The 23507-nt window shown below is 68.9% G+C and carries 24 protein-coding genes and 1 tRNA gene; 7 read left to right on the plus strand and 18 right to left on the minus strand.

Features of this window, described 5'->3' with window-relative positions:
* Both SPI01S_RS19400 and SPI01S_RS19405 read right to left on the minus strand, forming a co-directional pair.
* Window positions 1-792 (minus strand): terminase large subunit domain-containing protein (locus tag SPI01S_RS19400; RefSeq protein WP_169804554.1); only part of this gene is annotated, 792 nt, incomplete at its 3' end.
* Complete coding sequence (locus SPI01S_RS19405) at window positions 789-1280, minus strand: hypothetical protein (RefSeq protein ID WP_066726633.1); 492 nt, start codon at window positions 1278-1280, stop codon at window positions 789-791. The genes SPI01S_RS19400 and SPI01S_RS19405, both read right to left, overlap by 4 nt.
* A gap of 270 nt (window positions 1281-1550) precedes the next feature.
* Here SPI01S_RS19405 and SPI01S_RS19410 point away from each other — a divergent pair, with 270 nt between their 5' ends.
* Window positions 1551-2564, plus strand: coding sequence for an alpha/beta hydrolase (locus tag SPI01S_RS19410; RefSeq protein WP_218017636.1), 1014 nt, complete (start codon window positions 1551-1553; stop codon window positions 2562-2564).
* Window positions 2565-2605: 41 nt separating this feature from the next.
* Here the strand turns inward: SPI01S_RS19410 and dapF are convergent, their stop codons facing one another.
* Window positions 2606-3553 carry a diaminopimelate epimerase gene (dapF, locus tag SPI01S_RS19415; RefSeq protein WP_066726637.1) on the minus strand — a complete coding sequence of 316 codons (948 nt, stop codon included), beginning with the start codon at window positions 3551-3553 and terminating at the stop codon, window positions 2606-2608.
* Window positions 3554-3563: 10 nt separating this feature from the next.
* On the minus strand, window positions 3564-4238 hold the full coding sequence (locus SPI01S_RS19420) for a glutathione S-transferase family protein (RefSeq protein ID WP_066726638.1): 675 nt from the start codon (window positions 4236-4238) through the stop codon (window positions 3564-3566).
* Between the two features lie 99 nt (window positions 4239-4337).
* Between SPI01S_RS19420 and SPI01S_RS19425 the strand changes: the two genes are divergently transcribed.
* On the plus strand, window positions 4338-6797 hold the full coding sequence (locus SPI01S_RS19425; RefSeq protein ID WP_066726639.1) for a DUF2339 domain-containing protein: 2460 nt from the start codon (window positions 4338-4340) through the stop codon (window positions 6795-6797).
* On the opposite strand, the gene SPI01S_RS19430 is transcribed toward SPI01S_RS19425, so the two are convergent.
* On the minus strand, window positions 6790-7233 hold the full coding sequence (locus SPI01S_RS19430; RefSeq protein ID WP_066726640.1) for a DUF6456 domain-containing protein: 444 nt from the start codon (window positions 7231-7233) through the stop codon (window positions 6790-6792). The two genes, SPI01S_RS19425 and SPI01S_RS19430, sit on opposite strands and share 8 nt — an antisense overlap.
* 89 nt (window positions 7234-7322) lie before the next feature.
* On the opposite strand from SPI01S_RS19430, the gene SPI01S_RS19435 reads away from it, so the two are divergent.
* The 4 genes from SPI01S_RS19435 to epsC all read left to right on the plus strand — a co-directional run bounded on the left by SPI01S_RS19435 (window position 7323) and on the right by epsC (window position 10721).
* Window positions 7323-7886, plus strand: coding sequence for a helix-turn-helix domain-containing protein (locus SPI01S_RS19435; protein ID WP_066726642.1), 564 nt, complete (start codon window positions 7323-7325; stop codon window positions 7884-7886).
* A 69-nt stretch (window positions 7887-7955) separates the two neighbouring features.
* On the plus strand, window positions 7956-8324 hold the full coding sequence (locus SPI01S_RS19440; protein WP_066726644.1) for a hypothetical protein: 369 nt from the start codon (window positions 7956-7958) through the stop codon (window positions 8322-8324).
* 125 nt (window positions 8325-8449) lie between these two features.
* Entirely contained in the window at window positions 8450-9757 is a 1308-nt protein-coding gene (locus tag SPI01S_RS19445) for a dicarboxylate/amino acid:cation symporter (RefSeq protein ID WP_066726646.1), read from the plus strand.
* A 4-nt stretch (window positions 9758-9761) separates the two neighbouring features.
* Complete coding sequence (gene epsC, locus SPI01S_RS19450) at window positions 9762-10721, plus strand: serine O-acetyltransferase EpsC (protein WP_066726648.1); 960 nt, start codon at window positions 9762-9764, stop codon at window positions 10719-10721.
* 87 nt (window positions 10722-10808) lie between these two features.
* Here epsC and SPI01S_RS19455 read toward each other — a convergent pair.
* From SPI01S_RS19455 to SPI01S_RS21990, 8 genes are all read right to left on the minus strand, one after another.
* Window positions 10809-10884: transfer RNA gene (locus SPI01S_RS19455), tRNA-Val, on the minus strand.
* A 61-nt stretch (window positions 10885-10945) separates the two neighbouring features.
* Window positions 10946-11890 (minus strand): helix-turn-helix domain-containing protein, encoded by a 945-nt coding sequence (locus SPI01S_RS19460; protein ID WP_066726650.1) that lies wholly within the window; start codon window positions 11888-11890, stop codon window positions 10946-10948.
* Between the two features lie 138 nt (window positions 11891-12028).
* Entirely contained in the window at window positions 12029-12904 is an 876-nt protein-coding gene (locus SPI01S_RS19465; RefSeq protein ID WP_066726652.1) for a hypothetical protein, read from the minus strand.
* Between the two features lie 12 nt (window positions 12905-12916).
* Entirely contained in the window at window positions 12917-14392 is a 1476-nt protein-coding gene (locus SPI01S_RS19470; protein ID WP_066726654.1) for an NAD(P)(+) transhydrogenase (Re/Si-specific) subunit beta, read from the minus strand.
* A gap of 2 nt (window positions 14393-14394) precedes the next feature.
* Window positions 14395-14688: a proton-translocating transhydrogenase family protein gene (locus SPI01S_RS19475; RefSeq protein ID WP_066726656.1), complete on the minus strand. Its 294-nt coding sequence runs from the start codon at window positions 14686-14688 to the stop codon at window positions 14395-14397.
* Between the two features lie 46 nt (window positions 14689-14734).
* A complete protein-coding gene (locus SPI01S_RS19480) occupies window positions 14735-15490 on the minus strand; it encodes a hypothetical protein (protein WP_066726657.1) in 756 nt (251 codons plus the stop codon).
* A gap of 34 nt (window positions 15491-15524) precedes the next feature.
* Window positions 15525-16643, minus strand: a complete 1119-nt coding sequence (locus SPI01S_RS19485) for an NAD(P) transhydrogenase subunit alpha (RefSeq protein WP_066726658.1) — start codon at window positions 16641-16643, stop codon at window positions 15525-15527.
* A gap of 1 nt (window position 16644) precedes the next feature.
* The gene (locus tag SPI01S_RS21990; protein ID WP_084253615.1) at window positions 16645-16782 is read right to left on the minus strand and encodes an aa3-type cytochrome c oxidase subunit IV; all 138 of its coding nucleotides are present in this window, start codon (window positions 16780-16782) and stop codon (window positions 16645-16647) included.
* A 160-nt stretch (window positions 16783-16942) separates the two neighbouring features.
* On the opposite strand from SPI01S_RS21990, the gene SPI01S_RS19490 reads away from it, so the two are divergent.
* Window positions 16943-18370: a sigma-54-dependent transcriptional regulator gene (locus tag SPI01S_RS19490; RefSeq protein WP_066726660.1), complete on the plus strand. Its 1428-nt coding sequence runs from the start codon at window positions 16943-16945 to the stop codon at window positions 18368-18370.
* Here the strand turns inward: SPI01S_RS19490 and folP are convergent.
* The 5 genes from folP to thiD form a co-directional block, all read right to left on the minus strand.
* On the minus strand, window positions 18355-19452 hold the full coding sequence (gene folP, locus SPI01S_RS19495) for a dihydropteroate synthase (protein ID WP_066726662.1): 1098 nt from the start codon (window positions 19450-19452) through the stop codon (window positions 18355-18357). The two genes, SPI01S_RS19490 and folP, sit on opposite strands and share 16 nt — an antisense overlap.
* A gap of 94 nt (window positions 19453-19546) precedes the next feature.
* The gene (locus SPI01S_RS19500; protein WP_066726664.1) at window positions 19547-20677 is read right to left on the minus strand and encodes a site-specific DNA-methyltransferase; all 1131 of its coding nucleotides are present in this window, start codon (window positions 20675-20677) and stop codon (window positions 19547-19549) included.
* A gap of 251 nt (window positions 20678-20928) precedes the next feature.
* Window positions 20929-21498 carry a hypothetical protein gene (locus SPI01S_RS19505; RefSeq protein WP_066726665.1) on the minus strand — a complete coding sequence of 190 codons (570 nt, stop codon included), beginning with the start codon at window positions 21496-21498 and terminating at the stop codon, window positions 20929-20931.
* A 228-nt stretch (window positions 21499-21726) separates the two neighbouring features.
* Window positions 21727-22353 (minus strand): ribonuclease HII, encoded by a 627-nt coding sequence (rnhB, locus tag SPI01S_RS19510; protein ID WP_066726667.1) that lies wholly within the window; start codon window positions 22351-22353, stop codon window positions 21727-21729.
* On the minus strand, window positions 22346-23506 hold the full coding sequence (gene thiD, locus SPI01S_RS19515) for a bifunctional hydroxymethylpyrimidine kinase/phosphomethylpyrimidine kinase (RefSeq protein ID WP_066726669.1): 1161 nt from the start codon (window positions 23504-23506) through the stop codon (window positions 22346-22348). Before thiD ends, rnhB begins: the two co-directional genes overlap by 8 nt.
* Window position 23507: the final 1 nt, after the last annotated feature.

Consider the following 23507-nt stretch of genomic DNA (forward strand, 5'->3'; position numbering starts at 1 on the left):
GGGCCGCGCCCGCCGCTGCCGCTCGATCAGCGCGCGCGGCCACAAGGCGCCGGCCACATCGTCGACCATCTCGCCGTCCAGCTCCTGCCGACCGAGCCGCGTGCCCGCATACTCGGCCAGCATCGCCTCGACGAAGCTGCGCGGCAGGTGGAGGTTGTCGCGGGTACGCCCGCGCGTCTCGTGCACGCCGGGCAGCGCCATCACCCGCCGCATCAGCTTCACCGGGCGCGGCGTCGTCGTCACCACCACGCGCGGCTGCGCGCCGCGCCGCATCCCCATCATCAGATTGTCCCAGGCCGCATCGCCGCATCCGGCCGACCATTTCGCCAGTTCGTCCGCCCAGGCGAAGTCGTGCTCGGGCCCGCGCAGCTTCTCCGGCGCCTCGGCCGAATAGACCAGCGCCCGCGCGCCCGATTCGAACACCAGTTCGCCCGCCGTGGCCCGCCAGTGAAGCGTCTCGCCCTCCAGCCCCACGGCAAGCAGGCCGGACGGGCCCTCCACCATCACCCGCCGCGCATCCTCGATCGTCGCGCCGATCAGCGCGATCCGCGCGCCCGGCACGTCGCGCGCCATCTGGCTCACCCATTCGGCGCCCGCGCGCGTCTTGCCGAAGCCGCGCCCGGCGCGGATCAGCCAGACCCGCCAGTCGCCCTCGGGCCAGAACTGGCCGTCATGCGCCCACCGTTCCCACCATTCGTTGAACACGCGCAGCTCGCTGTCGGACATGCGCTCCAGCATCCGGGCGCGTTCCCTGGGCGGCAGCAGCGCCAGCCGCTCGAGCGGATCCCTCATGTGCCCTTCTCCGCCTTGAGCCGCTTTTCCAGTGCGTCCAGCCGCTTCGACAGCGCGGCCTGTGCCTCCTCTCGGCTGATCCGCTGTACCGGCCCGCCGGGGCGCTTGCGCCGGCCCTCTACCGTGGGCCGATGGTTGCGCAGCAGGTTGAGCGCCAGTTCGGCATCGAGCGGTTCCTCCGGACCGTCGCCGGTGCCGAATTCGACGTCGTTCACGCCCGCGCCTGCCCGGCGCAGCAGCCTTTCCTCCAGCCGGTCATACCCCATCAGCAGCGCGTCGCGCCAAAGTGCGGCGAATTCCGGATCGCGCCGGCGCAGCGCATAGACGCCTGCATTGGACATCCCGGTCTCCGCGCAGGCAAGGCCCACGTTGCAGGTCACCGCCAGCATATCGAGGAAGGTCTGCCGCTTCTCGCGCGTCCAGCCGCGATCCGATACGCTTCGGATCTGCCGCCGCCGCTGGTTCCCCGAAGCGATCGTCAGTGCCATCCGCTCTCTCCCGAAAACGCGAACGGGCCGAAGCACCCCGTGCCCGGCCCGTTCCCTCAAGCCGCGCCCCGCGACTCGCAATTCTTCAGCGTTCCTGTTTTGTGCCACAAGAGCGTGACGATGTCAAGCGCTTTTAACCTGATTGGTACATTCAGGCGGCTTCCCGGGTGGCGGGAGTCGGTGGATAGCTGAGGTTCGACAGTAGCATCCGCGATGGGCTTCCAATTTCAACGCCCGCAGGTAATTGGTCAGCCGACCAAAGGGGGAATGATGACGAGATTTTACCGCGCGGCACTCGCAGCTGCGTCTGCCTTCGGCCTGGCCAGCGCAACGCCGGCCCAAGTCACGGCGCCATCGACCGAAGGCGACCTGGCGGTGTATGCACGCCCCCAGAAGCTTGTGGCACTTCCAGACGGGCGCCGCATGAACCTGTATTGCACCGGTAGAGGCGCGCCGACGGTGCTCCTGGAAGGCGGATGGACCACGACCACGATGTGGTGGCGCGCGATCCAGGCCCGGGTTTCCTCGACGACCCGCGTCTGCAGCTATGATCGCGCTGGGTATGGCTTCAGCGATGCGGGACCTCTGCCCCGCAGCGCAGCGGCAATGGCCAAGGATCTGGGGCTGATGCTGAATGCAGCTGGCGAGCGCGGGCCCTATGTCGTCGTTGCCCATTCGCTCGGCGGCCTGGATGCGCGCATGTTCGCCACCGAACATCGCCGCGAGGTGAAGGGCATGTTGCTGATCGATCCGACTGTTCCCGGGCAAGTCGCCAAGATGGGGGCAGCATCGGCGTCGTACAAAGCCGACATGGATGGGTTGACCGCGGCCGTGGCACGGTGTTCGCAAGGCATCATCGCGGGCACGATCAAGCCGGATACACGCGAAAGCCGCGCCTGCGTCGATCCAGAGAGCAAGGCACTGCCTGCTGCGATCAACGCGACGCATCGCGCGCAACAATTGACGGCCGGCTACCAGCAGACTGCCGCTTCGGAACTGCAGAGCCTCGATCGATCGAGCCGGGAAGTCGAAGCGGCCCAGCGGTCCTATGGCACGATGCCGCTGATCGTGATGACCGCCGGCAAGTCGAACTTCAATCCGGACCTGCCTCAGAAGGAACAGGCCGAGTTGGATCGCACCTGGTTCGGTCTCCATGAGCAAGTTGCCAAACTGTCAAGGAACGGCCAGCACCGGGTCGTATCGGAGTCGTCGCACTTCATCCCGAAGGACGATCCCGATTCGGTTGTCGCTGCGATCGGCGAACTGGTTCGCCAAGCCAGGTAATCTTGTGCCGAACGGCGGCTTCGAGCGGAGCCGCCGTCTGGCTATCCCGCCAAGCCGGCGACCATCGCGTCCCACGCCGCGCGCTCCTCGTCGCGCGCGCGCAGCATCTCCACCGCGCCCAGCGTTCCGGCGGCGAGGTCCAGCTCTACCGCCCGCTCCGCCTCGAAGGTCGCGTTGCCGCTCAGCATCACCCGCCGGTCCGCCTCGGCCTGGCCGCGGACCATGCCGCCGCGGTTGAACACCTCGATCGGCGTGCCGAACGGCACGCGGCCGGTGAGGGCGGCGCTCAGCACCGAGGCCGCCATCGCGCTGCCGCAGCTGTCGGTCAGGCCCACCCCGCGTTCGAAGGTGCGGACGAACAGCCGGGCGGGGCCGCGCTGTTCGACGAACGAGACGTTGCCGCGCGCCGGCAGCAGCGTCGGGCGGCTTTCGCACCAGGTACCCAGGGCGACCAGTTCGGCCTCGTCGACCCGGTCGACAAAGGTCACCAGATGCGGGTTGGGCATCGCCACCGCGGTGAAGGCGCGGGGGTTCGGCAGGCCGTTGATAGGCGCCTCGATCACCTGCTCGGGCGCGCCGACCAGGCCGACATCGGCGGCAAGGATCGAGTTGGGCCCGACCAGCGTGCGGATCGTCGCCACGCCGGGGGCGATCTCGGGGTCGCGGGCGACGCTGGCGGAACTGGTCTTCAGCTTCACCTGCGCGGCGTCCAGCCCCAGCAGGTCGAAACCGAGCCGGGCGGTGCAGCGCAGGCCGTTGAGGCACGTCTCCGCCTCCGAACCGTCCGAATTCCACATCCGCATGCCGAAGGCATGGGCCCCGTCCCCCGGCACCAGCGCCAGCAGGCCGTCGCCGCCGACCGGGCCGTCACGGTCGGCGAGCAGGCGGGCGAGGGTCGCCCATTCCGCTTCGACGAGCGTCAGCGCGCGGGCGTCGATCAGCGGGAAGTCGTTTCCCGAGCCATGGCATTTGGTGAAGGCGATACGCATGGCCGTCCATCTAGGCGGTGACGGCCGCCTTGGCTACGCCTCCACCCAACGCCGCCACCTGCGCCCTGTCGCGCGCGATGATCGTCGCGAAGCTGGGCCGCGCGTGGATCGCCTCGACATAGGCGGCGGTGCGCGGATAGCGCGCGGGGTCGACGCACACGCCGACGCAGCCCAGCGTGGCGAGCGGACTGGCGATGGCGATATCGGCGAGGGTCAGGCGGTCCTCCACCAGGAAGCCGCTGTCGGGGATGGTCTTCTCCAGATAGGCGAAGATCGGCGGCAGCTGCTCGTTCTCGGCCTGGTCGGCGGCGTCGTGATCGCACGGCAGCCGCATCACCCGCGGCTTGACGAACCGATTGGAGAAGATAGCCGAACCCGCCCCCATCATGACAGTATCCGCCAGCTCGTCGAACCAGATCGTCCGCGCACGGGCTTCCGGCGCCGGCGGTATCAGGTTGGGCTCGGGGAACTTGGCCTCGAGATAGGTCACGATCGCGGTCGAATCGGCGATGGTGAACTCGCCGTCGCGAAACCCCGGCATCTTTCCGAACGGGCTGATCGCGCGGAATTCCGGATCCGGACTGCCGGGGCTGGTGAACTTCAACTGCAGTTCCAGCCCCTTCTCGGCGCCGAACACCATGCATTTCCGGACGTATGGCGACAGTGTTGAACCATAGACGATCATCAGCGTCCTCCCCTTTATGCCGCACCACATAGCCGATTTTACGGCACGTTGCGCGCCTCTTGCGCGACAGGGCCGCTCGAACATGCAAGGCTCGGCGCGATGAACGGTTTCGCTTTCCTGCTGCTCGCCTGTGCCACGGCAACCGCCTTTGCCCTGCTCAAGCGGCGGATCGACCGATTGGAGCGCGACGTGCGGGCAATGACGGCCCGGATCGCGCGCCTCGATGCGGCCGAGGCGCTCGCCCCGTCCGAGCCGCGAGAGGCCGCCCCTATCGAGACGCCGGGCGACATGCCCACCCCCGTGGCGCCCCCGAAGCCGGCACGCGCGGCCGCCCGCAGCTTCGCCCTGCCCCGGTTCAGCTTCGAAACGCTGGTGGGCGGGCGCCTGCCGATCTGGATCGGGGGCGTCGCGCTGGTACTCGCCGGCTTCTTCCTCGTCCGCTACTCAATCGAACAGGGCCTGCTGGGGCCCGCCGCGCGGACGGCCATCGCCGCGGTGTTCGGCCTGGCCCTGATCGCCGCGAGCGAAGGCGTACGCCGGTTGCCCGCGACCCGGGACGACGCGCGCCTGGGCCAGGCACTCGCCGGTGCCGGCATCGCCAGCCTCTATGGCACGCTCTACATGGCGGCGGCGCTCTACCATCTGGTCACGCCGCTCACCGTCTTCGGCACGGTGGTGCTGGTCACGCTCGGGGCGATGGGGCTGGCGCTGCGCCACGGCCCGCCGACCGCCGTCATGGCACTCGCCGGCGGTTTCCTCGCGCCGCTGGTCGCGGGATTCGAAGCTGCAGGCATTGCACCGCTGCTCGTCTATCTGGGCCTGTTCGTTGCCGCATTGTTCGGGCTGGCGGTGCATCGCCGCTGGGGTTGGCTGGCGCTGGCGGCGAGCGTCGCAGGACTTGCCTGGACCCAGTTCCTCATCGCCGTGCTCGACGGGCGCGGCAATCTGTCCGCCATCGGCTTCTACACCATGCTGCTGGCGGGCGGCGCGAGCGCGGCGCTTCCGGCCGCCGGGCTGCGCAATCGCTGGCTCCGCCTGGCGCCGCTGCTCGCCGGGCTGCTGCAACTGGTGGCGATCGCGCCGGGGCTCGATTTCGGCCCGCTCGCCTGGAGCTTCTACCTCGTCCTCGCCGCCGCCACGCTGCTCCTCGCCTGGCGCGATCACGTGTATCTGCCGGGCGCGCTCGCCAGCGCGGTGCTGCTGCTCGCGCTCGAGTCGCTGGCGCTGACATCGCCGCACCGGGGCGCCGCCCCGGTCGCTGCAATCGTGGCGACCTTGCTGTTCACCGGCGCCGGGCAGTGGCGCTGGGGGCGCGGCCCCGGCTGGGCGGCGCTTGCGCTGATCGGCGCAGCAGGGCCGGTGCTGGTCGCGCATGGTCTTGCGCGGGACCTGCTGCCGGCCGCGGCGTGGGGGCTGATCGAGGGGCTCGCGGCGACCGCCTGCGCGCGGCTCGCCTGGCAGCTGCGCCGCGAGACGGACGATCGCCTGCTCGCCGCCGCCACCCTCGCAACGGCGCTGCTCGCCGCCGTCGCGCTGGCGCAGTTCGTGCCGCAGGGCTGGATCTCCGTGTCGTTCGCCGCGGTGCTCGGCGGGCTCGCGCTCTGGGCGCGGCAGGTGCGCGCGCCGGCGCTGTTCGCCCTGCCGATCCTGCCGCTGCTCGCCGCGCTGGTCGCCGCCGCGCTGCCCCTGAGCGACCTGCTCGCCGCCATCGGCACGTCGCTGTCCGGCGGCCGCCTGCCCTATGCGGACCTGCCGCGCTTCGCCGATTTGCTGCGGGTCCTCGCCTTGCCAACGGCCGCTGCACTTGCCTTCCTGGCCGATCCGCGCGCGTTCGGCCGCGCCCGGCGTGCGGCCGCTGTCCTCGCCGCGACCGGCGGCGTGCTGCTGCTCTACGTGCTCGCCAAACAGCCCTTCGGTATCGCGACGCCCGACCGGTTCCTCGCCTGGGGCTTCATCGAGCGCGCGCTGCTGACCCAGGCCGCGCTCGCCGCCGGCTGGGCGCTGTTCCGCGGCACACGCCTGCCGATGCTGGCCCGGGCGCTGTTCGTCCTCGGCCTCGCCCGCCTCTTCTGGTTCGACTTCCTCGTACTGAACGTGGCGATCGTCGCCCAGCGCGCGGGCCCGCTGCTCGCCCTGCACCTCGCGCTGGCCGCCTTCTGGTGCTGGACGCTGCCCCGGCTCCGCATCCCCGCCGCCCTGCTCAGCGTCGCGGCGGCCCTCGCGACGGTGCGCTGGCTGACCCATGGCATGCTGCTCACCGGCGCGATCGGCAGCCTGGAGAATGGCGGCTATTCGGCCATGCTCCTCGTCCTTGCGCTCGCCTGGCTGTGGCGCGGCATCGCCGCCGGACGGCACGACCTGCGCCTCGCCGGGCTCGGCCTGCTGACCGTCACGACCTGCAAGGTTTTCCTGGTCGATGCCGCTGCGCTCGACGGGCTGCTGCGTATTCTCTCGTTCCTCGGCCTGGGCGTGGCGCTGATCGCGATCGGCTGGGCCTATGGCCGCTTCCTCGCCGCCCCCGGGCCTGCCTCCGTCGACGCACCGCCACCCGTCACCTGAGCCGATAATGATCCGCCACCCGGTCGAGCGCGAGGCACAGCACCAGCTTGCCCGCGCGGGCCGGCCAGCCCAGCCCCTTCTCCGCGACGCTCAGCCCCTCTCCCGCGCACACTACCCGCCACAGGATATCCGAGAGCCCGGCCCCGGCTGCCGCGATGGCCGCATCGAAACGGCGCTTCGCCGCGATCTGCGCCAGCGTCGGGTCCAGCGGCTCGGGCGCGGCGCGGCGTCCGCCCTCGCGCGGCGCGGGATCCCAGCGCATCGTCACGCGGGGGCCCAGCGACGCCATCTCATAGTCGCCCCGCAGCCGCTCGCCCGCTTCATATTGTCGCGCATCGACATGGCCGCGGGCCCGCAGCCAGTCGAGCGGCGACTCGGCCAGGTTCACGGTCACGCTGCGGCCACGACCGGCCGGTCGCTCCACCAGTTCGCGCATCCTTCGATCTCCTTTTGTTCCCTTCCTGCCTCTTGCCACGGCGGCGCATCTGTAGGAAACCGCAAAACCGATTTGGTTAGGAGCAGGACATGATCACCGCCATTCGCGAGGTCCGACGCGCCAAGGGACTGACGCTCGACGACGTCGCGCGCCGCTGCACGCCGCCGACCACCGCGCAGACGATCGGCCGGCTCGAGACCGGCACGCGCACCGTATCGGTCGCCTGGCTCAACCGGATCGCCGCCGCGCTGGAGGTGGATGCTGCCGACCTGGTCCGGCTCCCCGACCGGCCCGATATTCCCGTCGCGGCACTGCTGGAAGCAGACGGCGCCCACGCGCCGCGTCGCCCCGCGACCCTGGTATCGCCGCGACCGGACGCGGGCACCATCGCCATCGCCGTCGAGGCGAGCATCGGCGAGTATCGCGCCGGCGACGCCATCTGGTGCGAACCGCTTCCCCCTGCGGCGTTCGGCCGCGCCCTCAACCGCGACGTGCTGGTGCCGCGCCCCGCCGGCCGCTTCCTGTTCGGCCGCCTGATCGGCCGCGAGGGAGACCGGTTGCAGCTGCTCCCGCCCGGCGCGGGCGGCCGCCAGCAGGTGGTGTCGGATCCCCCCTGGATCGCCGTCGCCGTCCAGCTGATCCGCGCGCTATAGGCATTGTTACGCCCTTGCCCGCTGCAGCTGTTGCGCGCAAAATGCTGCGCAACAGGAGGGAAGAAGACCATGAAGAAACTGGCTTTGATTGCATCCGCAGCGATTCTCGCCGCAGCCGCCCCCGCGCTGGCCGACGATTGGGATTTCATGCTCACCAATGCCACGGGCAAGGCGATCGCCAAGATCGAAGTCGCGCCTGCCGGCAGCGGCAGCTGGGTCGACAACAAGGTCGATGCCGAGCTCAACAAGGACGGCAAGGTGAAGGTCGGGGGCAAGACCACCATCCATTTCGACAAGGCGGCGAGCGCCTGCAAGTTCGACCTGCGCGGCACCTTCGACGACAAGACGACCGCCGTCTGGCCGAACATCAACCTGTGCGACAACAGCTATGTCACCCTTGCGTTCACGGGCGACAAGCCGACCTTCAAGGCCAATTGATCCGGCGACGGGCGGCCCCGCGCCGCCCGGCCGCCCCAAGCCCGGGCAGCGGGCCTGATAGCAATTCTTTGTTCTCCTAGCACATCAGTGGGATATCTAGGCAGCTCGACAAGGAGCTGCCCCGCATGGCCCATGCCATCCCCACCCGCTTTCGTTTCAGTTTCGCGCTTCAGGTGCTGCTCGGCATGGCCGCCGGCCTCGCCCTCGGCTTTGCGGTCCGCGCGACCGGCCACGCCGCGTTCGGCGAGATGCTGCACACCATCGGCCAGCTGTTCGTCCAGCTGCTGAAGGCGCTGGTGCCGCCGCTGGTGTTCACCGCCATCGTCGCCTCCATCGCCGCCCTGCGCGACCTCGACAATGCCGCGCGGCTGGTCGCCCGCACGCTGTTCTGGTTCGCCACGACGGCACTGATCGCGGTGGTGATCGGTATCGCGCTCGGTCTGCTGCTCCAGCCCGGCCTCCACGCCGGCGTTGCCGCCAGCGCGGCCAAGGCGCCGTCGAGCACCGGCTCCTGGCTCGATTTCCTCAAGGGCGTCGTCCCGGCCAACTTCCTCGGCATCACCGCCTCGACCACGCTGAAGGACGGCGCGGCGAGCACCGGGCTCTCGTTCAACGTCCTCCAGATCATCGTCGCGGCGATCGCGATCGGTGCGGCGGCGGTGCGCGTCGGCGAGGCAGGCAGCGCCTTCCTCCAGTTCAACGCGTCCGCCCTCGCCATCTTCCGCCGCCTGCTGCGCTGGGTGATCGCGCTGACGCCGCTCGGCACCGCCGCGCTGATCGGCGATGCCGTCGTCCGCTATGGCTGGGATGCGCTGTCGGCACTCGGCGCCTTTGCCGCGGCCGTCTATATCGGCCTCGCGCTGGTGCTGCTGGTCGTCTACCCCGCCCTGCTCGCCCTCAACGGTCTCCACCCGCTTCGCTTCTTCGCCACCGCCTGGCCGGCGATCCAGCTCGGCTTCGTCTCGCGCTCCTCGGTCGGCACGCTGCCGGTGACCGAGGAGGTGGTAGAGCGACTCGGCGTCCCCGCCGCCTATGCCGCCTTCGCGGTGCCGCTGGGCGCCACTACCAAGATGGACGGCTGCGCGGCGATCTATCCCGCGGTCTCCGCCATCTTCGTCGCGCAGTTCTTCGGCGTGCCGCTGCACCTGGCCGATTACGGACTGATCGCCTTCGTCGCGGTGGTCGGCTCCGCCGCGACCGCCGGGCTCACCGGCGCGACGGTGATGCTCACCCTCACCCTCTCCACCCTGGGCCTGCCGCTGGAGGGCGCCGGGCTGCTGCTGGCGATCGACCCGATCCTCGACATGGGGCGGACGGCGGTGAACGTCGCCGGCCAGGCGCTGGTGCCGACGATCGTCGCCCGCCGCAGCGGCCTGCTCGCGCCCGACGCGCAAGGCGCGCAAGGCACGCCCGCCCGTGTCGCCTCGGCCTGACGCCATGTCCCCAGCCGTATCGGATCACAGCTTCGCCGCCGAGATCGCCGACGCGGTGTCGGCGCTGAACGCCATCCGCTCGGACTGGCGCGAGCGTCGCGCCGAGCATCGCGGCCTGTCGCACTTTCCCGCGCCGACCGAGCTTGCCCGCTTCCTGGAGCATGTCGCCGCCGCACTCTTCCCCACCCGGCTGGGCGGTTTTCGCGGCGGCATCGCGCGCGAGGACGATTTCGTCGCCGAACAGCTGGCGCTGGGCCTCGCCATCCTGCGCGAACAGCTCGTCGCCGAGTTCGACTATTGGCAGCTGCACAGCGCCACGCCGTTCGACAGCGACCAGCCGGACCTGCTCGTCCGCCTGTTCGCCGCCGCGCTGCCGGAGATCCGGAGCCTGCTCGACGAGGACGTGGACGCGGCGTTCGTCGGCGATCCCGCCGCACGCAGCGTCGACGAGATCCTGATCAGCTATCCCGGCGCGCTGGCGATCCTCCACTATCGCATCGCCCACCAGCTGCACGGCCTGGGCGCGGTGATCGTCGCGCGGATCCTGTCCGAACTCGCCAATGCCCGCACCGGCATCGACATCCATCCCGCCGCGACGATCGGCCCCAGCTTCTTCATCGACCACGGCACCGGCGTGGTGATCGGCGAAACCGCGATCATCGGCCGCAACGTGCGGCTTTACCAGCACGTGACGCTCGGCGCGCGCAGCCCGCTGGGCCTGGCACCGGCCGGGCCGCGTAGTCGCTATGCCCGCCACCCGATCATCGAGGACGACGTGATCATCTATGCGGGTGCGACGATCCTCGGTCGCGTGACGATCGGGCGCGGCAGCACCGTCGGCGGCAATGTCTGGCTGCTCGACGACGTGCCGCCGTACAGCGTGCTGGTGCAGCCGGCGGCGGTGCCGCTCCACGGCGATGCGCAGAACAACCTGGCGGCGCGGCTGGCCGAACATCGCGACTAGAATATTTTCAAGGTGACCCTTTACGGCGAACCGCTCGGAAAATGCGGCAATCAAACCCCTAGAACGGGATGACATGCTCTGGGGGAATGGTGGGCGGTGACGGGCTCGAACCGCCGACCCTCTCGGTGTAAACGAGATGCTCTACCAACTGAGCTAACCGCCCGCGCGTCGCCTTGGCGACCGCGTGGGACGCCGATGCCAAAGCTGCGCGCCGAGGGCAAGCCTCAAACGAGATTCAGTCCCGCCCGCTTCACCGCGCCGATGTATCGCTCCATGCCCCGCCGCGCGGCGTCGCTGAGGGCAATATAGGCGCGGCGTCGGTCATTCGGATCGGCCTTGCGATCGAACAGCCCGGCCTCGTTCAGCGTGCCGATCCAGCGCAGCGCCGTCGTCGGCGGCACCGCCGCGGCGATGCACAGGCTGGAAACCGAGATCTGGCGATGCTCCAGCTCGGCCGCATAGAGATCGAGCAGCATGTCCCAGGCCGGATCGGCGAACAGGTCGCCCTCGAAGAATTCCGCCCGCATCCGTCGCGCGCGAATCACGCGGCGGATTTCGCTGGCGTCGGTCTCGACGCTTTCGGTCTCCGTGCGAAAGGCGAAGGCCTCCGAACGGATGCCGGCGGAACGATCCGGCAATTCGTTGCGGGTGAGCCGGGTGAGCGAATCGGCGATTCGCGCCACTTCTTCCTGGAAGCGCCGCATCCGCAGGGCTTCCTGGTCGCGCATCCCGTCGTGCAGCCGCGTGGTGGGCGCGCGCTGCGCCGTCAGGGCTGCACCCAGGCGATCGGCATCGCTCGGCGCACACTGCACCACCGCCGAGGCAGGCAGCAATCCGCTCGCCAGATCGAGCTGCTCCGGCGTCACCGTCGCGATCAGCGGAACCCCGCGCGCCTCCGCCAGCGCACCGATGCGCGACAGCAGCGGCTCCAACAGCGGCGGCTCGATACCCTCCGCTTCCAGCAGCAGCAGCTGCACGCCGTCGAGCAGCGTATCGATCTGCATCGCGGTCTCCGCGTCGACGGGCTGTCGCGCCCGCAACCCGGCGAGCGCCACGGTGCGTTCCGCCGCTGCCATCCCCGCGGCGGTGCCCGCCACGATCTGCGCGACATCGACTAGGATGTCATACGCAATGCCCTGGAGCCCCCCGGCTCCCGTCGCTTCGTACATGTCTGCCCCCATGGTTCGACATCTGTTCCCCACAGATGCCGTATCGCTCCGAAATGGCGGAGTCTGTCTTACTCCAATTCGGATGGATCTGGCAGGGCGTTCCCGGCTTTTCTCCGAAGCGGAGCAAATGGCGGGGAACTATCCGCGCCGTCGCCGCAAATCCTCGATCTGCCCGTCCTGCAATCCCAGCATGGTCCTCGCCGCGCTGGCCAGGGTCGCCGTGGCGAGGACGAAGCCCAGTGCCATGAGCGCGAGCATGGCCGATACCAGCATCAGCTGCGAGATCGCCGGCAGGTTCTTTGCGGCGATGGCCATCATGAGCAACGTTTCGATCAGCGCACGGTCGTTGATGCCGGTCTGCACCAGCGTCGCCAGCACGGGTGCGAAGAAGACGGCGAGCAGCACGAGGCCGGCCAGCGCCAGCAGCAGCGCAAGCACCGCAAAGGCGCCGAAGATCGACCAGAAATGACCGCGCGATTGCGCCCAGGCCTCGTCCACGCTGATCGCTTCGTAGAGATAGGTGAGCGGCAGGGCGATCGACAGGCGCACCTGCACGAAGACCAGCGCCGCCAGTTCGGCCAGCAGCAATACGGCGCCCGCCCAGTTTGCGGCAGCGGGCGAGACGAGCAGGCCGAGCGACGAGAGCAGGACGTGGTTGGCCAGCACCAGCAGGAAGGTGATCACCACGCTCGCGATCGTCAGCATGGCGAGCAGCGCGAAGACGCGCAGCTCGTTGCCGCCCAGCCGCAGATAGCAGGCGCCCCGCTTGTAGGGGTGCAGCGTGGCGCGTGTCGCCGCCGTGACCAGCACCGCCACCAGCGCGATTGCCAGCCCCTGGCTGAGCAGCCCGGCACCGATCGCGCCGGCGACGCTCTGCGGATCGGCGGGCGCCACCAGGGTCCGCAGCAGCCCGATCGCGATGATGCCGGCAAGGTAGAGGATCGACCAGGCCAGCACCGAGAGCGGATGCCGCCGCAACAGGCGAAACGCACCGCCCAGGATCGATCCGATCACGCGAAATTCCCCTCAATCAAGCGACTTGACGATTTCCTCCACCATCTTCTTAGCATCGGCGAGCAGCATCATCGTGTTGTCGCGGTAGAAAACCTCGTTGTCGACGCCGGCATAGCCGACGCCGCCCATGCTGCGCTTGATGAACAGCACGGTCTTGGCCTTCTCCACGTCGAGCACCGGCATGCCGTAGATCGGCGAGGACTTGTCGGTCTTGGCCGCCGGGTTGGTCACGTCGTTGGCACCGATCACGAAGGCGACGTCGGTCTGGGCGAACTCCGAGTTGATGTCCTCCAGCTCGAACACCTCGTCATAGGGGACGTTCGCTTCGGCGAGCAGCACGTTCATGTGCCCCGGCATGCGGCCCGCGACCGGGTGGATCGCATATTTCACGCGCACGCCGTGCGCCTTCAGCTTGTCGCCCATCTCGCGCAGCACGTGCTGGGCCTGTGCCACCGCCATGCCGTAGCCGGGGACAATGATCACCTGCTCGGCCTGGGACATCAGGAACGCCGCATCCTCGGCACTCCCGCGCTTCCACGGCCGGTCGACCGCCGCGGCCGCGCCACCACCGCCGCCGGCATCACCGCCGAAGCCGCCGGCGATCACGCTGATGAAGCTGCGGTTCATCGCCTTGCACATGATGTAGCTGAGGATCGCACCCGAGCTGCCGACCAGCGCGCCGGTGATGATCATCGCCGAATTGTGCAGCGTGAAGCCCATCGCCGCCGCCGCCCAGCCGGAATAGCTGTTCAGCATCGACACCACCACCGGCATGTCCGCGCCGCCGATCGGGATGATCAGCAGGAAGCCGATCAGGAAGCTCAGCACCGTGATCGTCCAGAAGATCCACGGCGACTGATCCTGCACGAAATAGCCGATCAGGCCCAGGATGGCGGCGAGCAGTCCCAGATTGATGACGTGGCGGCCCGGCAGCATAATCGGCTTGCCGCCCATGTTGCCGTTGAGCTTGAGGAAGGCGATCACCGATCCGGAGAAGGTGATCGCGCCGATCGCCACGCCCAAGCCCATCTCGATGCGGCTCACCTGGTGGATCGATTCGAACGGCGCGCCGATCAGCGGGATCACCAGATCGGCGATGCCGAACGCGGCAGGGTTGAGGAACGCGGCGCAGGCGACCAGCACCGCCGCCAGGCCGACCAGCGAGTGGAAGGCGGCGACCAGCTGCGGCATCGCCGTCATCGGGATCCGCCGCGCCGTGACAATGCCGATCGCGGCGCCGATCAAGATCGCGGCGAGGATCTCACCCGCGATCAGCGGGTCGATCGCGATGCCGGCAGCCGTGCTCTTCACCTGCGGGAAATGGGTGACCAGCGTGGTGACGACGGCGATCGTCATCCCGATCATGCCCAGGCGATTGCCCCGCTGGCTGGTGCTCGGGCTGGAAAGCCCGCGCAGCGCGAGGATGAAGCAGATGCCGGCGACGAGATAGGCCAGCGCTGCCCAGGGGCTTTGTGCGATGCTCTCCATGCTCAGCGCACCTTCTTCTTGTACATCGCAAGCATGCGCGCGGTCACCGCGAAGCCCCCGAAGATGTTGATGCTGGCCAGCACCACCGCGAGCAGGCCCAGCCACTTGGCGGTCTCCCCCGCGCTGCCGACGCTGCCCGCCGCGCTGGCGATCAGCGCACCGACGATGATGACGGAGGAAATGGCGTTGGTCACCGCCATCAGCGGCGTGTGCAGCGCCGGCGTGACCGACCAGACGACGTAATAGCCGACGAAGCACGCCAGCACGAAGACCGACAGGATCGAGATGAAGTCCATCAGCACTGTTCCTTCTTGGTCGGGTCGACCTTGCGTGGGGCGGCCATCAGTAGAACCGGACCGTCGTTGTCTTGACGACGCCAAAGGGCTGCGCGGGCATCGCCCGATCGACCCGCACCGTCATCTTGCCGTCGGCCTCGCGGAGTGCCGTGAAGCGCGCGCCCATCACCGTCAGCTCCTTCGGCATCTCGGCCGATTTGAACGAGGTGGGTGTGGTCAGGCGCTCGATCTGGCCTTCGTGGCCGAAGGCGATCATGAAGCTTTCCCGGCTGTAGATATTGAAGAAATTGCGCCGCTCGATGGCAACGAAATACACGTCCCGCATCGTTGTCGGCGGCACCACCGTGTAGCGCGTCTCCCCGAGCAGTTTGGGCTTCTTGGGGCGCCGCCCAGCAAGTGTCAGCAGCCCCTTGGTCTGGCTGACGCCGCTGAACCAGCCTTCGAAGTCGCCGTCTCCGTCCTCGTCCACCAGGCACGGCTGGAACGCTGCCCCGATCAGCTTCTGCTTGGCGACCTCGGACGCACAGAACACCTTGGCGCCCTCGGTCTGCGCCTCGATCAGCTGGGTACCCGTCGGCAGCGTCGTGGTGCCGAGCGTCGCGTCGGCGGCAAGCTCGGCCAGTCCCAGCGGGAGAAGGCGCTGCTTGAGAACGAACTCGCCCCCGGCCAATGTGCGCTCGCCGGCCGGCGGAGCGGATGGAACGATCACCCAAAGGGTCGAGAGATCCCGCGACTGTGCCCCTGCCGGCGCGGCGCTGAGCATCGCCAGCGCGACGATCGGTCCGGCTGCGATCGACTTCATTTCGGTCCTCCCCCTGTTGCCTGTGAAGACAGGCTTATTGCAGCCTCTCGTGCACCACCTTGCCGCCCTGCGTCACTCGCACGGCGATGCCGATCTCCTCGTCGAGCACGGGCTTGCCTGCCTCCTTGTCCCAGAAGGCCGAGAGGAAGTTGAACAGGTTGCGCGCGAACAACGCCGAGGAGTCCGCCGCCAACCGGCTCGGCACGTTGCGATGGCCGACGATCTTCACGCCGTGCCGCTCCACGATTTCGCCCGGCACCGAGCCTTCGACGTTGCCGCCCTGCTCCACCGCCAGGTCGACGATCACGCTGCCCGCGCGCATCGTCGCGATCTGCGCGTCGCTGATCAGCCGCGGCGCGGCGCGACCGGGGATCAGCGCCGTGGTGATGACGATGTCCTGCTTGGCGATGTGCGACGAGACCAGCTCGGCTTGGGCCGCCTTGTAGGCGTCGCTCATCTCGGTGGCATAGCCGCCCGAACCCTCGCCTTCGATACCCGCCACATTCTCGACGAAGATCGGCTTGGCGCCGAGCGACAGGATCTGCTCCTTGGTCGCCGAGCGGACATCGGTGGCGGAGACCTGCGCGCCCAGCCGCCGCGCCGTGGCGATCGCCTGAAGCCCGGCCACGCCGACGCCCATCACGAACACCTTGGCCGCGCTCACGGTGCCCGCCGCGGTCATCATCATCGGGAAGGCGCGATCATATTCGCCCGCCGCATCGAGTACCGCCTTGTAGCCGGCGAGATTCGACTGCGAGGACAGGATGTCCATCGACTGTGCGCGGGTGATGCGCGGCATGAACTCCATGGCGAGCGCCTCCAGCCCCAGCGCGGCATAACGCTCGATTCGCGCCCGTTCGCCGAACGGGTTGAGTCCGGCTACCAGCCATGCGCCGGGTTTCAGTCCCGTCAGGCTGTCCGGATCGGGACCCTGGACCGCCAGCACGATGTCGGCATCGGCCAGCACCTCGCTGCGCGATCCGATCGTCGCTCCGGCGTCGCGATAGGCCGCGTCGGCATAGGAAGCGGCAAGTCCCGCGTCCGCCTCCACGGCTACCGAAGCCTTCAAATTCATGAATTTCTTGACGGTTTCCGGCGTAGCCGCGACACGTCGTTCGGCAATCGCCGCTTCCTTGAGTACCGCTATCTTCACGTCAGCGGGCGATCAGGAAGACGACGAACGCAGCGATGAGGAATACCGCCACCGTGCCCCACTTCATCAATGCAGTGAAACCATGGAAGGTTTCGACGTGCGATTGGATCTCGCCGGTGCTTTCACCTGTTTCAGCCATTGATGCGCTCCTCTCCTAGGTGCCCAATGTCTTATACCGCTGCTTCGGCCACCCTCAACCCCGTCGCCCCAAGAACTGTTTCGGCCCTGCTTAAGCCGAACTTTACGCCTCTGGTCTAACCGATGCGGCTCGAAACGGGACATTTGGGACTGGAGTCGGCATGACGCGCAACGGGCAACGTCTTCTGTTGCTGATCGATTCGGAACCGGCGCAGCGGCGCCTGGTCGCCGCGATCGCCTCGCGCCGCAGTTGGCGGACGATCTTCGCGGACGATGCGGAGAGCGCGCTGGCGACGCTCGGCACGCCCGACGGCCTGGCGGTCGACGCGATCCTTCTCGACCATCCCGCCTCCGATGCCGATGCCGCGATCCTGATCGCCGAGCTGCGCGCGCGCCGGCCGCACATGCCGATCCTCGTGCTTGCCGCCAACGGCTCGGTGGCCGCCGCGGTGGGTGCGATGCGCGCCGGGGCCAGCGACTTCCTGGTCAAGCCGATCGCCTCGGAGCGACTGCTCGCCGCGCTGGAAAGCGCGATGGGCGGCAGCAGCGCCGGCGAGCTGCGCCCGCTTACCGAGAAGCTGACCGCCAATCTCGGCTTCGCGGAGATCGTCGGTTCCGCGCCGCAATTCCGCGCAGCATTGGCAGTCGCCGCCAAGGCCGCGCGCGCCCGCGTGCCGGTGCTGATCGAAGGCGAAAGCGGCGTCGGCAAGCATGTCGTCGCCGAAGCGATCCATGGCGCGTCGCCGCGCGCACGCAAGGAATTCCTCTGCGTCAACTGCGGCTCCATCCCGGCGAATCTCGTCGAATCGGAACTGTTCGGTCATGAGGAAGGCGCCTTCACCGGCGCGTTCGAGCGCAAGATCGGGCGCCTGCAGGAGGCCGACGGCAGTACGATCTTCCTCGACGAAGTCAGCGAGATGCCGCTGGAGGCACAGGTGAAATTGCTGCGCATGCTGCAGACCGGCGAGATCCAGCCGCTCGGCGCGCGCCATCCGCGCGAAGTCGATGTCCGCGTCATCGCCGCCAGCAACGTGCCACTGCTCGCCGAGGTCGAAGCCGGCCGGTTCCGCGAGGACCTCTACTACCGGCTCAACGTCGTCCAGGTGACGATCCCGCCGCTCCGGGAGCGTGCGGGGGACATTCCGGCCCTGGTCCGCCACCTGCTCGCCCGCATCGCCGAGCAGCCCGGCCTGCTCCCGCTGGGAATCACCGACGACGCGCTACAGCTGCTCACCGCCTATGAATGGCCGGGCAATGTCCGCCAGCTGCAGAACGCGCTGTTCCGCGCCGCGGTGCTCTGCGACGAGGAAGGGCTGACCCGCGACGATTTCCCGCAGATCGCCCAGATCGCGCAGGGCAAGCCGATGTCGTCGGGGCCGGTGGCCAGCCAGTCGGGGATGGGCGGCATCACGCTGTTCCGCCCGGACGGCAATCTCCGCCCGCTCGACGAGATCGAGGCGGACGTGATCCGCCTCGCGATCGGCCATTATCGCGGACGGATGACCGAGGTCGCGCGTCGCCTCGGCATCGGCCGCTCGACGCTCTACCGCAAGCTCGGCGAGCTGGGGATCGATCAGACCGCGGCGTGAGGCGCGGTGAGCGCGGCATCCTGCATGCCGCGCCACACCCGCAGCGCCTGCACGCTTTCGAACGCGTCGTGGACGCGCAGCAGCTGCACGCCCAGGCCAGCGCCCTTCAGCGCCAGTGCGAGCGATCCGCCCAGCCGTTGCTCGGCCGGCGCCTCGTTGGCGAGCGCCCCGACGATCCGCTTGCGGCTGGCGCCGAGCAGGATCGGGCAGCCGATACCGTGGAACAGCGCCAGCCCGTTCATCAGCGCGAGATTGTCGGCCAGCGACTTGCCGAAGCCGATGCCGGGATCCACGACGATGCGCGCGCGGTCCACCCCCGCCGCGACCACCGCGTCGACCCGCGCCTCAAGCCAGTCATAGACCTCGATCAGCGGATCGGCGGTACCGCCCTTGCCCTTGGCCCCGTGCTTGGGATCGCTCGCGTGCATCAGCACCACCGGGCAGCCGGCCCGCACCACCACGTCCAGCGCACGATCGTCGTAGAGCAAGGCCGACACGTCATTGACGAGATGCGCGCCGGCCGCGAGTGCCGCCTCCATCACTCCCGCCTTGCGCGTATCGATCGAGATCGCCGCGCCGCTCGCCGCGAGCCGCTCGATCACGGGCACGACGCGCGCGATCTCGTCGCCTTCCCAGACGGTTTCCGCGCCGGGGCGGGTGGACTCGCCGCCAACGTCGAGGATCGCGGCGCCGGCGATGCTCATGTCGACGCCCGACTGCGCGGCGGCCGCCAGATCGCCGAGATGCTTGCCGCCGTCCGAAAAGCTGTCGGGCGTCATGTTGAGGATCGCCATCACCTGCGGCTGGTCGAAGCGCAGCGTGCGGCTGCCCAGGGTCAGCGGCGCGCGCGGCGCAGTGATGCGCGCGGCGATGGAGGCAAGGCGGGGATCGGCGTGCGCCTCGGCGATCGAGAGGGTGCGCTGCAGAACGCGCCTGCCGTTCTCCACGACGATCAGCGCATAGGCGGAGAACCACAGCAGCCCCCCGGCCAGCCGCGCGACCTCGCCGTCCCGGCCGACAGGGGTGTCAACGAACTGGATCGGGCAGAGATACAGGCGCGCGGCGGGCGGAAGGTCGAGCATCCCGCCCTGCTACCGGCCGAACGCCAAAGAGCAAGGCGCTACGCTCGTCGCTGACGCTCCCCGCCCGCAAGCGGGAGGGGAACCTGGAAGCACGTTACGGCTGCGTTGCCAGCAGATAGGTCTGGCGCAGCGCGTCGATCGGCTTCAGCCCGCCCTGGTCCTCATAGTGCCAGAAGGTCCAGCCGTTGCAGCTCGGCGCCCCCTGCAAGGTCGCACCCAGCTTGTGGATCGAGCCGGCCTGGCCTTCGCAGCTGAGCGACCCATCCGCGCCGACGGTGGCCCGCCAGCGCGCCTTGTGGTCGCACAGGACCGTGCCGGGGGCGAGATAGCCATTCTCGACCAGCTGGCCGAACGCCACGCGCGGCGCGGCCTTGGGGGCCTGCATCGTCTGCAGCGCGCTCTCGTCGAGCGGCAGCGCCGCCGCGATGCGCTCCAGCGCCGCCTCGACATAGACGCCCTCGCGATCGATGCCGATCCAGCGCCGGCCGAGGCGCTTGGCCACCGCGCCGGTGGTGCCGGTGCCGAAGAACGGATCGAGCACCACGTCGCCCGGCTTGGTGCACGACAGCAGCACGCGGTACAGCAGCGCCTCGGGCTTCTGCGTCGGGTGGACCTTGTGCCCGTCCTTCTTCAACCGCTCCTGCCCGCTGCAGATCGGGAATTCCCAGTCGCTGCGCATCTGCAGTTCGTCGTTGAGCGTCTTCATCGAGCGATAGTTGAAGGTGTAGCGCGACTTCTCGGCCTTGGAGGCCCAGATCAGCGTTTCGTGCGCGTTGGTGAACCGCGTGCCCTTGAAGTTGGGCATCGGGTTGGCCTTGCGCCAGATGATGTCGTTGAGGATCCAGAAGCCCAGGTCCTGGATCGCCGAGCCGACCTTGAAGATGTTGTGATAGCTGCCGATCACCCAGATCGTGCCGTCGTCCTTCAGGATGCGCCGCGCCTGCGCCAGCCATTCGCGGGTGAACTTGTCATAGGCGGCGAGGCTGTCGAACTTGTCCCACTCGTCGGTCACCGCGTCGACATGGCTGCCGTCGGGGCGATTGAGGTCGCCGCCCAGCTGCAGGTTGTACGGCGGATCGGCGAAGATCATGTCGATCGACTTGTCGGGCAGACCGCGCATCGCCTCGATGCAGTCCTGGCGCAGGATCGTGTCCAGCGGCAGCACGGCCGGCGCCTGCTTCGCGACGCGCGCACCCGCCCGTTTGACCTTCTCCAGCACGCCCATGAATCATTGCCCCTTCGCTCAAAAGGCACCCCTATTCGGGGCCGAGCGACTCCTCCGTCAAGAGGGGGGATCGCCGGGTGGTGACCCAGAGCAGGTGCCTGGGGAGGCGGAACATTTCGGCACCCGCCATATCTTGAGTCAAGAAGTTATCCACAGGCCCAAGCGCTGGTGGGTGTGGCCGAAAAGACTCAGTTCCGGGACCGTGAAAATTTTCCTCCCCTGTGGATAAGCTGGAACGTTCCGCAAACGATTCAGCCGATCGCGATGGCCTCGCCGCCGCCCGCGACGCTGGCCGCAAGCCGCGCGCGGGCCTGGGTGAACAGCCCCATTTCGTACAGCGCCTGCGCCTCGCGGCCGAACCATTCGGCCTCGCCGCCGAATCGGATGCGTGCGGCCACGCACAGCGCCACGCGGACCTCCCACGAGGTGCCTTGTGCCTGGATCGCGGCGCGCAGCGCCTTGCGGGTGGCACGCGGCGCCAGCATGTCGGAGGGAAGCCGGCACGCCAGCGCGCGCTCCCGCCACGGCGCGATTTCGCCGAGATCGGCATAGTCGCTGGCCAGCACGGGATCGCGCAGCGTCTCGAGAAAGGCGATGTGCAGCGGATGGGTGGAATCGACGAGCACGGCATCGTCGTCGAAGCGGAAGCGGATCGCCCCCAGCCCGCGCGATTCGGCGTAGCGGACCATCGCCGCCATCTCGTGGAAGCTTGCCGGGCCGACGATCGCTTCGCGGAGCAGTTCGGCCAGCACCGGATCGTAGCGCGTCGTCGGCTGAAATCCGCCGACAGAACCCCGTATCATGCTGCCCAGATATGCCATGCCCGCTCCTCCCGCTGCTATCCTTTCATTGTAGGACGGCGGCGGGGCCTGCGGGCGGGGTAGGCAAAATTTGCCGGGTGGGGGCTAGCCGCAGCCCCGCCCTCACCGCCGTCATCCCGGCGGAAGCCGGGATCCATTGGGGTCTACGGCACGGCTCCTGCCGCACCCGAGTGGCGAACGGATTCCGGCTTTCGCCGGAATGACGAACAAGATGCAATTCGCGCGAATCTACTCCGCCGCGATCGGCCCGAAATCGAGATGCGCCTGCGCGACCGGTGCGAAGCTTCGGCGATGGTGCGGGGTCGGCCCCAGGCTGCGCAGCGCCGCCTGGTGCGCCTTGCCGCCATAGCCCTTGTTCGACGCCCAGCCATAGCCGGGGAACTGCGCATCCAGCTCCACCATCATGCAGTCGCGGCGATGCTTGGCGACGATCGAAGCCGCGGCGATCGACAGGCACAGTGCGTCGCCGCTGACGATCGCCTCGCTGCGGTGGTGCCATTTCGGGCAGCGATTGCCGTCGACCAGCACGAAGGCGGGCGGGAAGCCCAGCGCCTCCACCGCGCGCGTCATCGCCAGCATCGTCGCCCAGAGGATGTTGAGCCGGTCGATCTCCTCGACGCTGGCGATGCCCACTCCCACCTTCGCGCAGGCGAGCAGTTCCTCGCACAGCCGCGCGCGCTTGGCGGCGGTCAGCGCCTTCGAGTCGTTGATGCCCTCGGGGATGCAGTCCGGGTCCAGCACCACCGCGGCGGCGACCACCGGCCCGGCCAGCGGGCCGCGCCCAGCTTCGTCCACCCCGGCGACCGGGCCGGCATGGAGCTGGAAATAGCGGGTTTCGTGGCTAAGGTCAGGCATCGTCCTCGATCCGCCATGGCGGAAAGCGACGCATCTCGCCAGCCTGATAGAGACGAACGGCATTGCCGGCAGGATCGCGCAGGCGCGCCTCGCGCCAGCCCCATTTCTCGTCGCGCGGTTCCTGCTCGAAGCGGAAGCCCTGCTGCTGCAGATAGGCGACCGTCACGTCGAGGTCGCCGCATTCGAAATAGACGACCGGCGCGGTGTAGGATTCGTCGGTAGCGATCGAGAAGGTTGCCCCGCCCTCGGTCTCGAACCGGGCGTAGCGGGGGGATGCCCGCACCACCTGCCGCAGTCCGAGCTGTCGGTAGAAGCGCTCGCTCGCCGCAAGATCCTGCGCCGGCACCGTCACCTGGTTCAGCATCGGCTCGAAGAAGCTCATGTTGAGGTCGAGCCGCACCGCCTGCTGCGCCATCGGCCCATGGCCGCGCCCCAGCCCCTCGGCCTCGCGCATCGCGATCCGCACGAAGCGGCGGGCGCGGCTCACCGCCTCGGGCAGATCCCATTCGCACGCCAGCCCGGCGGCGATCGCCGAGGCCAACGTGCAGCCGGTGCCATGGGTGCTCTCGGTCTCGATCCTGGGATCGCGCCATTCGATCTGCGGCGGGTCCTCCGGATCGGACGAGTAGAGCGTATCGACCACCTCGGGCCCGGCACCATGCCCGCCCTTGACCAGCACCGCGCAGCCATGCGCCGCCACGATCTCCTGCGGGTCGCGCCCCAGCGCCTCCAGTTCGGGCAGGTTCGGCGTCACCACCGTCGCCCGGTCCATCAGCCGCTCGAACGCCGCGACGGTCGCCTCGTCGGCCAGCCGCGCGCCACTGGTAGCGACCATCACAGGATCGAACACCACCGGCACGCCGGGCAGCTCGTCCAGCCGCTGGGCGACGGCCAGCGCGGTGCGCGCCGATCCGATCATGCCGATCTTCACCGCATCCACGCCGATGTCGCGCACCACCGAATCGATCTGCGCGAGCACCATGTCGGTCGGCACGGGATGCACCGCCTGCACGCCGATGGTGTTCTGCGCCGTGATCGCGGTGATCGCGGTCATGGCGTGACCACCCAGCATGGTGACGGTCTTGATGTCCGCCTGGATCCCGGCGCCGCCGCCGGAATCCGAGCCTGCGATGATCAGCACGCGTGCGCCCATG

Source organism: Sphingomonas pituitosa NBRC 102491, from assembly GCF_001598435.1.
GTDB classification, from domain to species: Bacteria; Pseudomonadota; Alphaproteobacteria; order Sphingomonadales; family Sphingomonadaceae; genus Sphingomonas; species Sphingomonas pituitosa.

Excerpts from the sequence above, each read along its gene's own strand:
- SPI01S_RS19405 (WP_066726633.1), bottom strand. The coding sequence starts at position 1,280 with ATGGCACTGACGATCGCTTCGGGGAACCAGCGGCGGCGGCAGATCCGA.
- SPI01S_RS19410 (WP_218017636.1), top strand. The coding sequence starts at position 1,551 with ATGACGAGATTTTACCGCGCGGCACTCGCAGCTGCGTCTGCCTTCGGC.
- dapF (WP_066726637.1), bottom strand. The coding sequence starts at position 3,553 with ATGCGTATCGCCTTCACCAAATGCCATGGCTCGGGAAACGACTTCCCG.
- SPI01S_RS19420 (WP_066726638.1), bottom strand. The coding sequence starts at position 4,238 with ATGATCGTCTATGGTTCAACACTGTCGCCATACGTCCGGAAATGCATG.
- SPI01S_RS19425 (WP_066726639.1), top strand. The coding sequence starts at position 4,338 with ATGAACGGTTTCGCTTTCCTGCTGCTCGCCTGTGCCACGGCAACCGCC.
- SPI01S_RS19430 (WP_066726640.1), bottom strand. The coding sequence starts at position 7,233 with ATGCGCGAACTGGTGGAGCGACCGGCCGGTCGTGGCCGCAGCGTGACC.
- SPI01S_RS19435 (WP_066726642.1), top strand. The coding sequence starts at position 7,323 with ATGATCACCGCCATTCGCGAGGTCCGACGCGCCAAGGGACTGACGCTC.
- SPI01S_RS19440 (WP_066726644.1), top strand. The coding sequence starts at position 7,956 with ATGAAGAAACTGGCTTTGATTGCATCCGCAGCGATTCTCGCCGCAGCC.
- SPI01S_RS19445 (WP_066726646.1), top strand. The coding sequence starts at position 8,450 with ATGGCCCATGCCATCCCCACCCGCTTTCGTTTCAGTTTCGCGCTTCAG.
- epsC (WP_066726648.1), top strand. The coding sequence starts at position 9,762 with ATGTCCCCAGCCGTATCGGATCACAGCTTCGCCGCCGAGATCGCCGAC.
- SPI01S_RS19460 (WP_066726650.1), bottom strand. The coding sequence starts at position 11,890 with ATGTACGAAGCGACGGGAGCCGGGGGGCTCCAGGGCATTGCGTATGAC.
- SPI01S_RS19470 (WP_066726654.1), bottom strand. The coding sequence starts at position 14,392 with ATGGAGAGCATCGCACAAAGCCCCTGGGCAGCGCTGGCCTATCTCGTC.
- SPI01S_RS19475 (WP_066726656.1), bottom strand. The coding sequence starts at position 14,688 with ATGGACTTCATCTCGATCCTGTCGGTCTTCGTGCTGGCGTGCTTCGTC.
- SPI01S_RS19480 (WP_066726657.1), bottom strand. The coding sequence starts at position 15,490 with ATGAAGTCGATCGCAGCCGGACCGATCGTCGCGCTGGCGATGCTCAGC.
- SPI01S_RS21990 (WP_084253615.1), bottom strand. The coding sequence starts at position 16,782 with ATGGCTGAAACAGGTGAAAGCACCGGCGAGATCCAATCGCACGTCGAA.
- SPI01S_RS19490 (WP_066726660.1), top strand. The coding sequence starts at position 16,943 with ATGACGCGCAACGGGCAACGTCTTCTGTTGCTGATCGATTCGGAACCG.
- folP (WP_066726662.1), bottom strand. The coding sequence starts at position 19,452 with ATGCTCGACCTTCCGCCCGCCGCGCGCCTGTATCTCTGCCCGATCCAG.
- SPI01S_RS19500 (WP_066726664.1), bottom strand. The coding sequence starts at position 20,677 with ATGGGCGTGCTGGAGAAGGTCAAACGGGCGGGTGCGCGCGTCGCGAAG.
- SPI01S_RS19505 (WP_066726665.1), bottom strand. The coding sequence starts at position 21,498 with ATGGCATATCTGGGCAGCATGATACGGGGTTCTGTCGGCGGATTTCAG.
- rnhB (WP_066726667.1), bottom strand. The coding sequence starts at position 22,353 with ATGCCTGACCTTAGCCACGAAACCCGCTATTTCCAGCTCCATGCCGGC.
- thiD (WP_066726669.1), bottom strand. The coding sequence starts at position 23,506 with ATGGGCGCACGCGTGCTGATCATCGCAGGCTCGGATTCCGGCGGCGGC.